11 protein-coding genes, 1 tRNA gene and 3 pseudogenes are annotated in these 14,658 nt (G+C 51.6%); 7 read left to right on the top strand and 8 right to left on the bottom strand.

Annotation, left to right across the window (positions count from 1 at the left end):
• Positions 1–63 precede the first annotated feature (63 nt).
• Positions 64–1,553 (top strand): annotated as a pseudogene (locus tag RZ35_RS17715) (IS3 family transposase).
• Between the two features lie 560 nt (positions 1,554–2,113).
• On the opposite strand, the gene RZ35_RS15205 reads toward RZ35_RS17715, so the two are convergent.
• Both RZ35_RS15205 and RZ35_RS15200 read right to left on the bottom strand, forming a co-directional pair.
• Positions 2,114–2,437 (bottom strand): helix-turn-helix domain-containing protein, encoded by a 324-nt coding sequence (locus RZ35_RS15205; protein WP_026744098.1) that lies wholly within the window; start codon positions 2,435–2,437, stop codon positions 2,114–2,116.
• Positions 2,421–2,780: pseudogene (locus tag RZ35_RS15200) on the bottom strand (type II toxin-antitoxin system RelE/ParE family toxin). The gene RZ35_RS15205 and the pseudogene RZ35_RS15200 overlap by 17 nt, the downstream one beginning before the upstream one ends.
• Positions 2,781–3,789: 1,009 nt before the next feature.
• On the opposite strand from RZ35_RS15200, the gene RZ35_RS15195 reads away from it, so the two are divergent.
• The 4 genes from RZ35_RS15195 (at position 3,790) to RZ35_RS18635 (ending at position 7,430) form a co-directional block, all read left to right on the top strand.
• Positions 3,790–4,668, top strand: a complete 879-nt coding sequence (locus RZ35_RS15195; RefSeq protein WP_026744097.1) for an integrase domain-containing protein — start codon at positions 3,790–3,792, stop codon at positions 4,666–4,668.
• A gap of 2 nt (positions 4,669–4,670) precedes the next feature.
• Complete coding sequence (locus tag RZ35_RS15190) at positions 4,671–4,871, top strand: helix-turn-helix transcriptional regulator (protein WP_026744096.1); 201 nt, start codon at positions 4,671–4,673, stop codon at positions 4,869–4,871.
• On the top strand, positions 4,868–5,404 hold the full coding sequence (locus RZ35_RS15185) for an ash family protein (protein WP_036153594.1): 537 nt from the start codon (positions 4,868–4,870) through the stop codon (positions 5,402–5,404). Before RZ35_RS15190 ends, RZ35_RS15185 begins: the two co-directional genes overlap by 4 nt.
• Complete coding sequence (locus tag RZ35_RS18635; RefSeq protein ID WP_036153591.1) at positions 5,397–7,430, top strand: AAA family ATPase; 2,034 nt, start codon at positions 5,397–5,399, stop codon at positions 7,428–7,430. Before RZ35_RS15185 ends, RZ35_RS18635 begins: the two co-directional genes overlap by 8 nt.
• A gap of 150 nt (positions 7,431–7,580) precedes the next feature.
• Here the strand turns inward: RZ35_RS18635 and RZ35_RS15175 are convergent, their stop codons facing one another.
• Positions 7,581–7,841 (bottom strand): DUF2442 domain-containing protein, encoded by a 261-nt coding sequence (locus RZ35_RS15175; RefSeq protein ID WP_051625596.1) that lies wholly within the window; start codon positions 7,839–7,841, stop codon positions 7,581–7,583.
• 55 nt (positions 7,842–7,896) lie between these two features.
• Between RZ35_RS15175 and RZ35_RS17500 the strand changes: the two are divergent.
• Positions 7,897–8,085: pseudogene (locus RZ35_RS17500) on the top strand (transcriptional regulator); the annotation flags it as partial.
• 118 nt (positions 8,086–8,203) lie between these two features.
• Here RZ35_RS17500 and RZ35_RS17710 read toward each other — a convergent pair.
• From RZ35_RS17710 to RZ35_RS15160, 3 genes are all read right to left on the bottom strand, one after another.
• A complete protein-coding gene (locus RZ35_RS17710; protein WP_051625595.1) occupies positions 8,204–9,151 on the bottom strand; it encodes a hypothetical protein in 948 nt (315 codons plus the stop codon).
• A gap of 52 nt (positions 9,152–9,203) precedes the next feature.
• Positions 9,204–10,460, bottom strand: coding sequence for a tyrosine-type recombinase/integrase (locus tag RZ35_RS15165; protein WP_026744091.1), 1,257 nt, complete (start codon positions 10,458–10,460; stop codon positions 9,204–9,206).
• 219 nt (positions 10,461–10,679) lie between these two features.
• Positions 10,680–10,764, bottom strand: a tRNA-Leu gene (locus RZ35_RS15160).
• Positions 10,765–10,966: 202 nt separating this feature from the next.
• Here RZ35_RS15160 and RZ35_RS15155 point away from each other — a divergent pair.
• Positions 10,967–12,259 (top strand): DUF445 domain-containing protein, encoded by a 1,293-nt coding sequence (locus RZ35_RS15155; protein ID WP_026744090.1) that lies wholly within the window; start codon positions 10,967–10,969, stop codon positions 12,257–12,259.
• 63 nt (positions 12,260–12,322) lie between these two features.
• Here the strand turns inward: RZ35_RS15155 and lptG are convergent, their stop codons facing one another.
• Both lptG and lptF read right to left on the bottom strand, forming a co-directional pair.
• Positions 12,323–13,393 (bottom strand): LPS export ABC transporter permease LptG, encoded by a 1,071-nt coding sequence (lptG, locus tag RZ35_RS15150; protein ID WP_026744089.1) that lies wholly within the window; start codon positions 13,391–13,393, stop codon positions 12,323–12,325.
• The gene (lptF, locus tag RZ35_RS15145; protein WP_026744088.1) at positions 13,393–14,493 is read right to left on the bottom strand and encodes an LPS export ABC transporter permease LptF; all 1,101 of its coding nucleotides are present in this window, start codon (positions 14,491–14,493) and stop codon (positions 13,393–13,395) included. Before lptF ends, lptG begins: the two co-directional genes overlap by 1 nt.
• Between the last annotated feature and the right edge of the window lie 165 nt (positions 14,494–14,658).

Raw genomic sequence — 14,658 nt, 5'->3', positions numbered from 1 at the left:
CCCCCTCTGTCAGGATAGATGGCACCCCCATCGAAAACATTAATGACAAGATGGAACCATATCGTGAAGCACATTTCACCAGAACGTAAATCGGCCGCACTGGCTAAACTACTGCCGCCCTACAACATGACCGTCACCGCAGTTGCACAGATGGAAGGGATATCAGAAGCTACGCTCTATAACTGGCGTAACAAGGCGAAAGCAGAGGGAATACCGGNGCCGGGTGCAGACAAAACCACAGACCAATGGTCAGCCGATGCCCGGCTGGCTGTGATTATCGAAACCGCCACACTCAGTGAAGCGGAACTGGCGCAATACTGCCGTAAGAAAGGGATTTATCCTGAGCAGATTAGTCAGTGGAAACAAGGCTTTTTGCAGGTCTCTTCGCCTAATGATAAAGCCGCGCTCAGACAAAGCCAGAAAGAAGTCAGTCAACTCAAACGCGAACTGGTTCGTAAGGAAAAAGCCCTGGCGGAGGCGGCAGCGATACTGGTGCTGCGAAAGCAGTTGCGGGACTACTACGGAATAACCGACGAGGACGACTGACATCAGGTGCGGAACGGCAGACGCTGATGGGATATGTGCGCAACGCGATGGCGTCAGGCGCCCGGTTAGCGGTGTCGCTCACGGAAGCCGGGTTAAGTGAACGGACGTGGCGACGCTGGCAAAGTTCGATGGAGGACAAGCGTGCCAGAGCGGTCAGGCCCTCCCCGTCGAACCGGTTAAGCGCGCAAGAAGAGCAACAGATACTGGCAGTGTGCCACCGTCACAAATCGTACCGGCGTTGGCCGATAAGGGGATTTATCTGGCGAGTGAGTCAACCTTTTACCGGGTGCTACGTCGTCATGGAGGAAGGACATCGGCGTGGACGGCAACGTGCGGCACAGAAAATCACGCCGGCCACGACCTGGCAGGCCAGCGGCCCGAATCAGGTGTGGACGTGGGACATCACATGGATGCCGTCAACCGTGAAGGGTCGCTGGTTTTACCTGTATCTGGTGGAAGACCTCTACAGCCGAAAAATCGTGGGATATGAAGTGAATGAAACAGAAAGNGGCGAGCAGGCAGCCGCCCTGATAGAGCGCACGGTACGTCGGGAAGGATGCTGGCAATACCCGCCGGTACTGCATGCGGACAATGGGGCGGCGATGAAGTCGCAGACGTTGCAGATGAAGCTGCATGAGTTGGCAATAACGCCGTCTCACAGCCGGCCAGGGGTCAGTAACGACAACGCGTATGTGGAGTCGTTGTTCAGGACGCTGAAATATGTGCCGCAGTGGCCGTCATCGGGGTTCGACAAGTTAGAGGATACGCGCGAATGGGTAGAGAGTTTTACCCGGTGGTATAACGAAACGCATCGACATAGCGGCATCAGGTACGTAACGCCAGGCCAACGGCACCGGGGCGAAGATGGCAGGGTGCTGAAGAAGCGGGATAAGGTGTACCAGATGGCAAAAGCGCAACGGCCTGAACGTTGGTCAGGCAGGACACGGAACTGGCAGCCGTCAGGTGAGGTTATGCTGAATCCAGGGCGGGAAAAGCAGGCAGCCTAAATCAACCGGGGGTGCCAACTATCTTGACACTTACCGCTCCTTAAGTACTTCAACTTCTTTTTGTATATAAGAAATTGATGCCCTTGAAGTGGCTTCACTTATCTTAATTACAACCTCACCCCAGCTATCACACCCTTCGGGTCCCAGTTCATCTTTATGGCTAAACTCACCAAAAAATACAACTCGTTGACCAGACGCTTTAGCCACTCTATTTATTCGGAAGCTAGGGTTGATTTGCCTTAAAACTCGCGAAGTTCAGGGTTATCATTCGACATATTTTAGCCTTAAAGGGCTGACTTAATGAGCTTACTGTTTTAACCTAACGCTAGCATCAGCCTGACAAATTTTAAAGTGATATTTAGACTTAGTGAGATATAAATCTCGTATGAATACACATTCAATCTTCTTATGGGGCAGTTTAAAGAAACTGTGTATCAAGAAAAACTACTCACAATAAAAAATCACGACTTTATATTTTCTCATAAGAAAAAATGATCGAGCTATTAATTAGTAGTTATGGGCTTTATCCTTTATCATCTATTGTTGAGAAAATTAATTTTCTACACCAACACCTTCAACCCATGCTTCCGCACCACGGTAAGCAGTTTCAGCGATAATCCGCTGGGGCGTTTTACGCCGCTTTCCCATTTCTGTACCGTCGAAACACTGGTGTTCAGGTAGCGGGCGAAAACCGGCTGGCTGACGTTCAGCTTTTCACGTAGCGCCTTAATCTCAAGAGGTTGAAGATCGTCCACGCTGTTGAGACACGCTTTGTCAAAGTTGCGCATCGTTTCCTGTGGAATAGCATCGACGCTGAATAATCNAGAAGCCGCGCTGTGGATAGCTTCAAATGCAGGACTCTTGAATTTACTTTTTGCGGTCATGGCAAATCTCCACCAGTTCTTTACTCTTAAGCAGTGCCGTAATCTTTTCATCGGCAAGGGCAGCGTAGTGCTTCGCTAATTCGCGGAATCCGGCCAGTTCGCGATTATCGATGTTCGCCATATCCTGCTTGGCATACAGGAATGTGTAAAATCAATGCTGCCCACCTTTAGCCAGTATGATGGCGCGATCGCGGTTCTGGTTCAGCCGTTTCTTATAAACGCCGCCGCCGAGATCGTCAGCCTTCCCTTGCATTACCGCCTCAATAGCCTGACATAACTCGCTATCCTTGATGGCGTGGGATTTAGCTGCCTTAGTGAACCATTTGGTTTTGAATACGCGCATCAGGCCGACATCCTGTAACCCTAACTATAGCACTAAGTGCTAGGTTACTCTCTTTTCTGGCTGAGTCAAAGTGCTTGAAACCTGCAAAACTCTGTCGTATTTTTGACCATAAAACCTGCTGTCGATGACAGCCACCAATGTTTCCAGTATCGGGATGATACGAGTGACCTGTGAGAAACGCCTTCGGGTGGTCACACTGTCAAAGTCATAGGAATGGAGCGTGGTCTGAGACTGACGCCTTCGGGCGACCACAAACACTTCCGTAGCCTGCAAGGAAGAACGCGCACAGTTGCGTGTGGTAAATCTGCCAGCCTTTGCAAGCAGATATCACCGGGTAGTTTGAACGCCGTTGCGAGCGTGGTGATGAAGGTCTGTTTTGACTAAACCTCAAGCCCAACATTGCTGTGGGCTTCACTATACCCAGCCAGAGAGCTGGCTTCCATACCGTAGGAGACTGGCCATAGTTGCAACGTTTATCGTTGCGGTGATTTCACTTCATAGGCGGCTTAAACAGCTCTTACCTTCGTAAGTTCACGTTATCGTGTAACTTCGATTTTACTCGTCTCAATGATTTGCGTCTGCGCGTGTAAACGTGCTGGCTGAGCGTTGCTATGCCGTCGGGCATCAGCTGCGCACCTGCCGGCAACGTCTGCACCGGCGTCACTTTTTCCGTGTCAACGGATGAAAGTGACGCCGCAGCCGAAGAGCCCATCAGCCCCTGAGACATGCACCTCAACCACTGCGTCATGAATCTGACACACCCGTTTGTGCCGGACTGACCGCTTTTTTACAGGAGATTGAACCGATACCGAGGCAGGCCTAACCGCCTGAGAGGAAATCCTGCAACCGCAGGCGGCCGCACCGAGTGCATCGCCGACACCTCCCAAGACCTCAACTGCTGTCCGCTCTGGCGCACAGGTATCGTTCAAGGCAGGTCAATTGCGATTGTTTCTGCCCTTTCCCATGCGCCAGAGAAAAGCATCCAGTTGAATTATGAGAGGTAAGTTGCATGAGTAAATTAAGTCGTGAAATGACCACGCTGGCGAAACAGGCTGGCGGGAGCTACAAGACGGTTCATGATCGTATTCGCATCATGGACAGGCTGTGCCGTCACCTGCTGGCGCTGAATATTCAGGTGCGTGACGTTAAGTATCTCAAAGCCAGACATATCGAAAGCTATGTCGCCGAACGCCTGTCACAGCGGATTGCCCTTCGTACCCTGCACAATGAAATGGCGGCGTTGCGCACGGTGTTTAAGCAGGGAGGACGGGAAAAGCTCGCCGCGTCCGACCGCCTGACCAATAACGCGCAGGGGCTGAGCGGGGCAAGCCGTGCCGGGACAAAATTCGCCATCCCGGACGAACGTTATCAGGCCGTTCTGCTCGCGGCACAACAGCATGATAAAGGGCTGGCCTGCGCACTTCAGCTTGCCCGATTGCTGGGGCTGCGTTCTCAGGAAGCGGTGCAATGCGCCAGTTCCTTGAAAACGTGGAAAAAGCAGCTTGAGCGCCATCAACAGACGCTGACCGTGGTGTTTGGCACCAAAGGCGGCAGGCCACGCGAAACCCGGATTATCGATCGCGAAACCATTCAACGGGCGGTAAAAGCGGCGCTAAAGGTGACTGAGGCGCGTAACGGCAGGCTGATCGATAAACCCGACCTGAAAACCGCCATGAATTTCTGGCGCACGCAGACCACCCGCTTGGGGTTGACCAGCCACTATTCCCCGCACAGCCAGCGCTACGCATGGGCGCAGGATGCCATACGTTATTACCTGTCACAGGGCTTTTCCCGCAGTGAAGCCAGAGCATTAACCTCTATGGATCTCGGCCACGGTGATGGCCGGGGGCGCTATGTCGAGCGGGTTTACACCCGGAAGGAGGATTGAACATGAAGGATAACACGTTGATTCGCTTATCGGGTGTGATGAAAAAAACCGGCCTCAGGAAATCATGGATTTACCTGCTGATGAAGCAGGGGGAATTCCCTCAGACGGTCAAAATCGGCGCTCGCTCAGTGGCGTGGGTGGAAAGTGAAGNGAATGACTGGATCGCGGCACGTATTAGCCAGCGCGGGGAGGCTAAATCATGATGCATTGTTATTTTTTTCTGGCGGGCAATTTACGATATACTGCTGATGCTGCGGCAAAATCCGTAGCCGGAATTGGCGTTCCGACACTTACCACGTTGCCTAAAAGACACGGATTTATTACGTGTCTTTTATTAGGCGATGCCTGCGCATACCTGTCAATGGTGGCTCAGGCGGGGGCTCCGCAAGGAGCGCCGGGCTACGTGGTAACCGGTTACGCCAACCCCGTCTGGGCTACCACCATAGAGGTTGGCGTCTCAGGTGGTAGTGATACCCTGCTTACCACGGAGGCTGCCTTATGGCGACGACCCTTCTCTTTTTCTACCCGCAATCTTTCTTTTTTTCTGCGGGGGTACATCATGTATGACCCCACACCCCTGACATTAGAAGAACTCGTCGATCACTGTCGGGCGCTGGCCTACGCCATCATTGAACTGGACAACCCGCTCGCGAAAGAACTGCTGATCTTTATCCTATGGGAGCGTCTGAACCAGTTAAATGACGCGCTGCAAGCAGAGGTGGCTGACGATGAGTAAGTTCGTTTCAGACATTACCGCTCAGTCGCGCCACCGGTGGGGTGCCATTCTGGCCGCTCTGGCTATTCCAGTGCCTTCCGGCGACAAACACGGCGCTTGTCCTGCCTGCGGCGGCAAAGATCGCTTTCGTTTTGACGACAAGGAGGGACGGGGAACGTGGTTTTGCAATCAGTGTGGTCATGGCGATGGCCTTGATCTGGTCACACGGGTCAAAAACTGTGATCTATCAGACGCGGCAAAACAGGTGGCCGCGCTGACGCTTCCCGCCTTAACAGCGCCAGCCAGGGAAAAAGCTGCTAAACGCCCGCCGCTGGCTGATAAAATCAAGCATATGCTGATCCATTCGAGGAATGGCGAGAGCACCTACCTGAAAGCCAAAGGGTTCTCTATCGTTCATGCCCGCCTGACCGCACAGCAAAAAATGCGTATCGGCGGCGTGTTGTTTGATGAGGGAAGCCTGCTGCTGAAGCTGCATCGCGTTTCCGGTGAACTGGCCGGCGCACAGTTGATCAACGACGATGGAGAAAAACGCCTGCTACCGGGTTCACAGTTGAAAGGCTCTTTCATTGCGGTGCATTGCCCGAAAGAGCCGGGCACCATCGTGATCACCGAAGGGTACGCCACCGGCCTGACCATCAGCCAGATCACCACGGCGGCGGTGGTCGCGGCGGTATCGGCCAATAACCTGATGAACGTCGCACAAGCTCTGCGTAGCTGGTATCCCAATGCCACTATCATTCTGGCGGGCGATCATGACCTGCATGCCGATGGTTCAACCAATATCGGTAAGGAGCAGGCTGAAAAAGCCGCGCTCGCGGTGGACGGCTGGGTGTCGTTACCGCCCACCACAACACTCTGTGACTGGGATGATTACCGCCAGCAATATGGGCTTGAGGCCACCAAATCCGCGTTCAATAAACAACGCTATCAGCCTGACACAATGTATACGTCTTTAGTTCGCACCGATTCCGCAACACCGGGCTTCAATACTTCATTGCCCCTGCGCAAAGGCTCTGACGGCTTTGATACGCGGCAGGACTACCTGATTAAAGGCTATCTGCCGAGTTCATCTGTTGCCAGCGCTTACGGTGCCAGTGGCTCGTATAAGTCTTTTCTGGCGGTATCGTGGGGATGCCATATCGCCACCGGCAAACCGNGGGAGGGCAAGCCGGTTACGCAGGGCGCGGTGATTTATGTCGTTGGTGAAGGTGGCATCGGCGTTCCCCGCCGTATCCGGGCATGGGAGCAGACACTAAACGGTGGTAGCCCGATTGATGCGCTTTATCGCGTCGATTGCCCGATTTTTCCGGCCAGCCCCGAGAGCGTGCAGCAGGTGATATGCGCCGCCCGCGATGTGAAAGTCGCCTCGGGTATGCCAGTTCGCCTGATTATTCTGGATACGCTTGCCCGTTGTTTTGGCGGTTCGGATGAGAACGCGGCTAAAGATATGGGTGCATTCATTCAGGGATGTGACGCGATTAAAGCAGCGACACAGGCGACGGTGCTGATTATTCATCATTCCGGTAAAGATCAGGACAAAGGGGCACGCGGCTCCAGCGCCTTCCGTGCTGCGCTGGACGTAGAATTTAACGTCAGACGTGAAGGTGACGGCAGCGCGTTGATCCTCAGTTGCACCAAAATGAAGGATGCAGAAGAGCGCCCTCGTCGTGCCTATGACCTGAATACCGTCAATCTATACGTGGACGATGATGGCGATCAGATTACTTCGCTGGTGCTGAACGATGAGGGGCGTGAAGTCAGAGAGGATGTTGCCAACGACCCCGATTTAGCCGGTATCTCTCGGCTGACGGAAAACCATGTCGCCTTATGGCAGGCCATTCGCTCACGCAGGGCCAACGGTGAAGGCTGTACCCGTTCATTGGTGCGAGACGACATGCGGGCAATGGGCTTTGATGTGAACAAGAAGTTCACCCGCTGGCTGGACAAGCTGGAAAAGGATGGCCTAATCGCCTTTGAGGGGGAGCGGATTACACCGCTATCGCAACGGAATAAGGNGGGGGATTAAACGGGGGAAAGTGGGGGCGAACGGATAATGAATCTCTCAATCCGGCATTTTCCCCCACTTCCTACGCATATATAGGCGCGAAGTGGGGGAAGCCGTTATCCCTGAGTAAGTGGGGGAAAAGTGGGGGAAACTCCTAACTGGCTTAACAAATTATTGTTTAGTTATATCCTTGACCGCACCAGCGTAAAGCGCCTCAATATTTATATCCTCATCAAGCGTTTCCCAATGTATGCCACTGAAACTAAAGGTGAAATTATCCCGCTGCTCAGCCGTAGCACGTTCGAGACGTGGGAAGTTTTTAAGTGGAACGTCTAACAGTTTTTTCCCCTCAGCCTGTAGATGCAGGTATTCATTTGAAAAATAGATAGTTATTGGGGGTTTATCAGATAACAGTTTTTTCACCCTTTTCATCTGGCTCTTTTCCTTTTCGCGCTTTCCTGTCCTTTACCGTACCAAAATCATCAAAATTGATGAAGCGACGGCCAGCGCTCGTATGAATCAATGTGAGTGCGGTATTCCCACGTTGGATTTTGAGCTGGATTGTCGATTAGCATCGGTGCTACAGGTTCCGGCTTGCTACTTCTGTACGGTGGAAGACGATCTGGCGGAAATGATTCTTGGATATTATGAGTCGCAGGGAAAATCATCCACATAAGAAAAATGAGCGCCAGCCCCTCCTAAAAAAGGGGCTGGCGCGGTACATAGGTAAATAACAGCTACCCAATAGAAAGTATTACCTGGGCACTCTGTTGTTTAATATAGCTATCGATGGTCTATTCTTTAAACCACTGAGGCATATTTGACTGTTCCACAAGCACGCGGGTAAACGAGTCCTGATTTTTGTCATCTTTAGCACATTGAAGTTCTTCAAATCCCCATTTCCCATCGCGATTAGAGAAATAAACTGTGTACTTGTCTGTATTGAATCCAAAATATCGCTCAGTTGAGTCACTAATCCTCAAAGAACCACACATTGCTGAATTATGCCATTCACTACTTGTTGCCCAATCAAGTACTAGCACTATGAAATTTTCTGCCCAGCGAGGCACTGCAAATAATAGCAGCGATGTAACCATGAGAATCCCGAAAAAAGTAATTAACTGATGGCCGATCAATTTATTTGATATCGATAGAAAAACAAAATATGAAACTGGTTGTAGTATCATAAAAAAATATATAGTAAAGAAAGCCAGTTTCCATCCAAATTCAAGCAATGGGGAGTCACTTACATCCATGTTACTAAATTGCATGAAATAACTAGCCGCATAAGCACTTGTAATTAAATAAAGTAAAGATACAGCACTACCAAAAACAAATTTCATTTTATTAAAAACAATATGACCGCTGCGTTCAAGATCAAAGAAAACAAGTATTCCACTAACAGCAACATTAATAATAAATATTAAAATAAACCATCTAGCAAACCATATCAAACCCATGTTTAGGGAAAATAATGATAATATAAAAAACAACAAGGAAAGTAATGACATTATCCCTGATATCTTTTTAACAATCTTATCATTATTAAAATAGATAAAATACCTTATTATTCCTTCAAGTTTTCCCTTCTGAAAGAAGCAAGCAGAAACAGTAATAACAAGAAAAGAAATAATAAGTAATTTTTTGAGGTAAAACGCCTGATTAATTAAAAACATATTACCAATTAAAAAAAATGACAAAACAATATAAATAAAGTTATCTTTTGTTTTTTTAAATAGCATTGCAATTCATCCATAAAATAATTTCAGATTAAAAATTAATGTATGAGTAATTTTAATACCTTCTAAACTCATACGGCACCACATACTCTTTCCGGTTCGCATCCAGATAATCTGCCCACCATTGCAGCATTAGCCTGCGCTCATCCAGATGCTCCGCTTTGTGGATATAGGCAGCACGGACGCCGTTGCGTTCCTGATGACTCATTTGCCTTTCTACCGCATCCCGTGACCACTGGCCGGATTCGACCAGTGCACTACAGGCCATAGTGCGGAAGCCGTGTCCGCAAACCTCGGCGGTGGTGTCATAACCCATGGTTCGTAATGCATTGTTGACGGTGTTTTCACTCATCGGTTTAGTTGGCCGACGATCGCCGGGGAAGATCAGTTCATGAGCGCCGCTGATGGTCTTAATCTCTTCCAGCAGCGCTAAAGCCTGTCGGGATAATGGCACCAGATGTTCAGAGCGCATCTTTGCGCCGCGCTGCGAATGCTTCACNCCGGGGATGACTGCACGTTCAGCCGGTATCGTCCACATCGCGCGTTTAAAATCGATTTCCGGCCAGCGGGCAAAACGTAGCTCGCTGGAGCGGATGAAAACGCACAGAGTAAGTTTTAACGCCAGCTTGGTTAATGCCCGCCCTTTGTGGTGTTCAATCCTTGCCAGAAAATCCGGTAGCTTGTTCAGTTTCAACGCTGGCCGATGGGTGGCTTTTGGCGTGGCTATCGCCCCGGAGAGGTCTTGCGCGGGGTTACGCTCTATCAGATCGTTCTGCACCGCGTAGCGCATGATATCGGTGACGCGCTGGCGCAGTCGTGACGCCAAATCAAGATGACCGTTCTGTTCCACGACTTTCAGCGGCTCCAGCAGGTCTTTGGTTTTCAGGTCGGCAATATGGCGATGCCCGATAGCAGGCAGTAAATTTCGTTCCATATCGCGCCATACCCTTCCGGCGTGTGTTTCTGACCACCGGTTTTGGCTAATGTTTCGGTGCCAGTCCTGCGCGATCTTCGCAAAAGTATTCAACGCCTCTTGCGCCTGCTCTTTTTGTTCTTCGCGCTTTTCCGTTGGGTGGATGCCCTCCAACAGCAGCAATCGCACCTCGTCACGCTTCTCTCTGGCCTTTGCCAGCGAGACTAGCGGATAGGCACCGAACGCAATCCGGCTTTCCTTACCTTCAAAACGGTACTTAAGATACCAGCGCTTAGAGCCGTTAGGACTCACCAAAAGATACAGGCCGTGCGCGTCCGCGAGCTTATAGGCTTTGTCGCGGGGCTTGGCGGTACGGGCAACAACGTCAGTCAGCGCCATAATTTGGGGGTCAACTCCTAATCGAAGTGAACTGACCCTCATCTTGACCCCCAAATCATCTGGATGTCAATGGACGAAAAAAGACCAATGTGGATAAAGCATGTAAATCAGAGAATAGACAGATAAGCAAAAATCACTTATTTAACAAAGAAATATGGACATTGACGGAAGATTATGGACATAAAAAAAGCCACCCGAAGGTGACTGATTTTTCCACAATGGNGCCGAAGGCCGGACTCGAACCGGCACGTATTTCTACGGTTGATTTTGAATCAACTGCGTCTACCGATTTCGCCACTTCGGCACTGAAGTAGTATGCGGAAAACGGGGGGATTATACCGTGCAGCCACGTCCGTGCAACCTTAATCCATCAATCCGCGACTGAGTGATGAAAAATTCGTCTTATCACCGCCCTGCACGATGACAACCCGGTTCCACAGAGGCGTCTGCGGCTTGAATGCATAATCGCNTGGCCTGTTCAGAGCAAAACAGGGTAACCTTAACGCATGAATAAAGAAGCTGAACTGAAACGCGCCAAACGTCTGGCGCTGTCGTTGCTCGCTCTTGCGGCCGCCATCTTTGTGGTAACCCTGTGTCTCCCCCCCAACTTCTGGGTGAGTGGGGCGAAGGCGATCGCCGAAGCGTCGATGGTCGGCGCTCTGGCGGACTGGTTCGCCGTTGTAGCGCTATTCCGCCGGGTCCCGCTACCATTGATATCCCGCCATACCGCGATTATTCCACGTAATAAAACGCGGATAGCAGACAATCTCGCCCGCTTTGTTCAGGAGAAGTTCCTCGATACCGAATCACTCTTAACACTGATTCGTCGACATAATCCCGCTCAAATCGTAGGCCGGTGGCTGCAGACCCCCGAGAACGCCGAACGGCTAGGTAGCTACCTGCTGCAATTTATGCGCGGCATTTTAGATATGGCGGATGACCAGCGTATTCAGCGATTTATTCGCCGTGCGGTCCACAAAGCTATAGATAAAGTGGACCTCACCCAGTCCGTCGCCGCTCTATTGGACAGTCTGACTAAAAATAATCGCCACCAACAGTTGCTGGACACGATCATTGAACAACTGCTGAGGATGGTGAACAAGCCCTCGACACGCGAATTTATTGCGGTCCAGATCGTCCGTTGGCTGAAACGCGAGCATCCGGTCACGGAAAAGATCCTGCCCTCGGAATGGCTGGGTGAACGCAGCGCCGAGGTGGTCGCCAATGCGGTTAACACGCTGCTGGACGAGGTAGTGCGCGACGAGGGTCACGAACTGCGTCAGCACTTTAATCGTAGCGTCGCACGGCTGATTGAACGACTTCGCACAGACCCGGAAATGGCGCGGCGAGCCGAAGCGATTAAGCGCTATTTGAAAAACGACGAAGCGCTGAATCACTATCTGAGCGACCTTTGGGGCGACCTGCGCGCCTGGCTCAAGGCCGACCTCAATCAAAGCGACTCCGCCGTACAGGCCCACATCAGCGCCATCGGTCAGTGGCTGGGGCAAACGTTGATGGAGGATGAGGGACTGCGAACGTCGCTGAATCAGCATTTGGAAGAGGCGGTGCGCACTCTTGCGCCAGAGTTCGCAGACTTTCTGACGCGCCATATCAGCGATACGGTGAAAAGCTGGGATGCTCAAGAGATGTCGTATTTGATCGAACTGAATATCGGTAAAGATCTACAGTTCATTCGCATCAACGGCACGCTGGTGGGGGGAAGTATTGGATTGGGACTGTATCTGCTGTCGCAACTGCCTGACCTGATTGTCATACTGCGCGCTTCAGCCGCGCTTTAGCCGATGATTCGTTACAAAAGACAACGGGCCAACAGGCCCGTTTAAATCAACAACTGAGAACGTCTAGCGCCGTTTCAGCAGTAGCATCACACTGATGGTCAGGAACAGGAGGCTCGGGAGCAAAGCCCCCAACACTGGCGGCATATGGTACACCAGGCTCAACGGACCAAAGATCTGGTCCAGCACGTAAAACAGGAAGCCGAAGCTGATACCAATGACGATACGCATACCCGCTGGCACGTTTCTCAACGGGCCGAAAATAAACGACAGCGCCATCAGCATCATCACCGCCACCGATAGCGGAGAAAAGATTTTGCTCCACATATTGAGCTGGTAACGGCCCGACTCTTGTCCGCTCTGCTTCAGGTAACTAATGTAATTATGCAGGCCGCTGATGGAAAGCGCGCTGGGTTCCAGCGCCACCACGCCCAGCTTGTCGGGCGTCAGGCTCGTATGCCATTCACCGCTCAAGGTCTGGCTGCCGCCGATCTTTTTGCTGTCGGTCAGTTCAGNCGTATCGACCTGCGACAGTTTCCATACGCCGCCGTCAAAGGNGGCAGAGGCCGCATAACGGACCGACAGCAGCTTACGGTCGTAATCGAAGTGATAAATACTCACGCCCGCCAGCTCTTTCTCGCCCACAACGCGCTGAATGAAAACGAAATCAGCTCCATCTTTGGCCCACATCCCGTTCTGGGTAGACAGCATCGAACCGCCGAACATCATCTGCGAACGGAAATTACGCGCCATCTGTTCGCCCTGCGGCGCCACCCACTCGCCGATAGCCATAGTCAGCAGCACTAGCGGGATAGCCGTCTTCATGACCGCACCTGCAATCTGCAGGCGGGAAAAGCCGGAAGCTTGCATGACGACCAGTTCGCTGCGCGTCGCCAGCGTTCCCAATCCCAGCAGTGCGCCTAACAGCGCCGCCATCGGGAAAAACGTTTCAATATCTTTCGGAACGCTAAGCAAGGTATAGAACCCCGCGCCCAAGGCCGAATAACCGCCCTGCCCGACTTTACGCAGCTGCTCGACAAATTTGATGATGCCGGATAGCGATACCAGCATGAACAGCGTCATCATGATGGTATTGAAAATAGTTCTACCGATATAGCGGTCTAAAACNCCAAACATCAGGCCGCTCCTCTTTGTGTCAGGCGGTATCTCAGTTTACGCAATGGAACGCTGTCCCACAGGTTGAGCGCTACGGCAATCGCCACATAAACCGCATTGGTGAGCCACATCCATACCAGCGGATCGAGCTTGCCCTTACCGGCATTAGATCGCAGCGAAGTCTGCAGCAGAAAGAAAATCAGATAGAGCAACATGGCAGGCAACATGCTCAGCACGCGACCCTGGCGAGGATTCACCACGCTAAGCGGTACGACGATAATCGCCATCACCAGTACAGACAAGATCAGCGTCAGGCGCCAGTGAAACTCGGCACGAGCGCCGATATCATCGGAACGCCACAGCGACCTCATATCCATCTGCTCAACGTTGTTAGGGTCGACCGTGACCGCCTGATGTCCTATCAACGCTTGATAGTCCGAGAAGTCCGTGATGCGGAAGTCACGCATCATGGCCGTCCCTTCATAGCGAGTGCCTTTATTCAACGTCACTATCTGCGAACCGTCGTCGCCCTGTGAGACAGTGCCGTGATCGGCCACCACCACGGAAGGCCGCGCGTTGTCACGTGGACGCATCTGAGCCAGGAATACGTGTTCGAACTCCTTGCCGCTGACGTTACCCACGAATAACACTGAATTGCCGTCCTGAGACTGCTGGAACTGCCCTTCCGCCAACGTAGCCATACCAGGATTCGCTCTGGCCTCGGCCAGCACCTCGTCCTGATGCCGCGACGACCAGGGGCTGAGCCACAGCACGTTGACCGTCGCCACCACGGCTGTCGCTAACGCCAGCCAGGCCGCAGACTTCAGCAGCACGTTTCTGCTCAGTCCGCATGCGTGCATCACGGTGATTTCACTTTCGGCATACAGTCGCCCAAAGGTCATCAGCAACCCGAGAAACAGGCTCAACGGCAAAATAAGCTGCGCCATTTCCGGCACGCCCAGCCCCAATAGGGATAAAACCAGATTAGTCGGGATGTCACCGTCCACCGCCGCGCCCAGTATTCGCACTAATTTCTGACAGAAAAAAATCAGCAGCAGAATAAACAGGATAGCCAGCTGGCTTTTAAAGGTTTCCCGTACCAGATATCGAATGATGATCACGCTCAATACGCCTGTGAAAACTTGTCTTTTTGCAGGAAAGTCGATAGTTTTTTCGCTAACTCGCCATTTATACTCATTTGTGGCAACCTTCTCGTAGCTAAACCGGTATTACAACATCCTGCGTTCGGGATGTGCTATCAGAACCTGCAAAGCCTTATTACAGAT

It is taken from the genome of Lonsdalea quercina subsp. quercina, from assembly GCF_000688655.1.
Lineage (GTDB): Bacteria > Pseudomonadota > Gammaproteobacteria > Enterobacterales > Enterobacteriaceae > Lonsdalea > Lonsdalea quercina.
The sequence above is the reverse complement of the archived record's forward strand: the minus strand, read 5'-3'. Positions and strand labels throughout refer to the sequence as shown.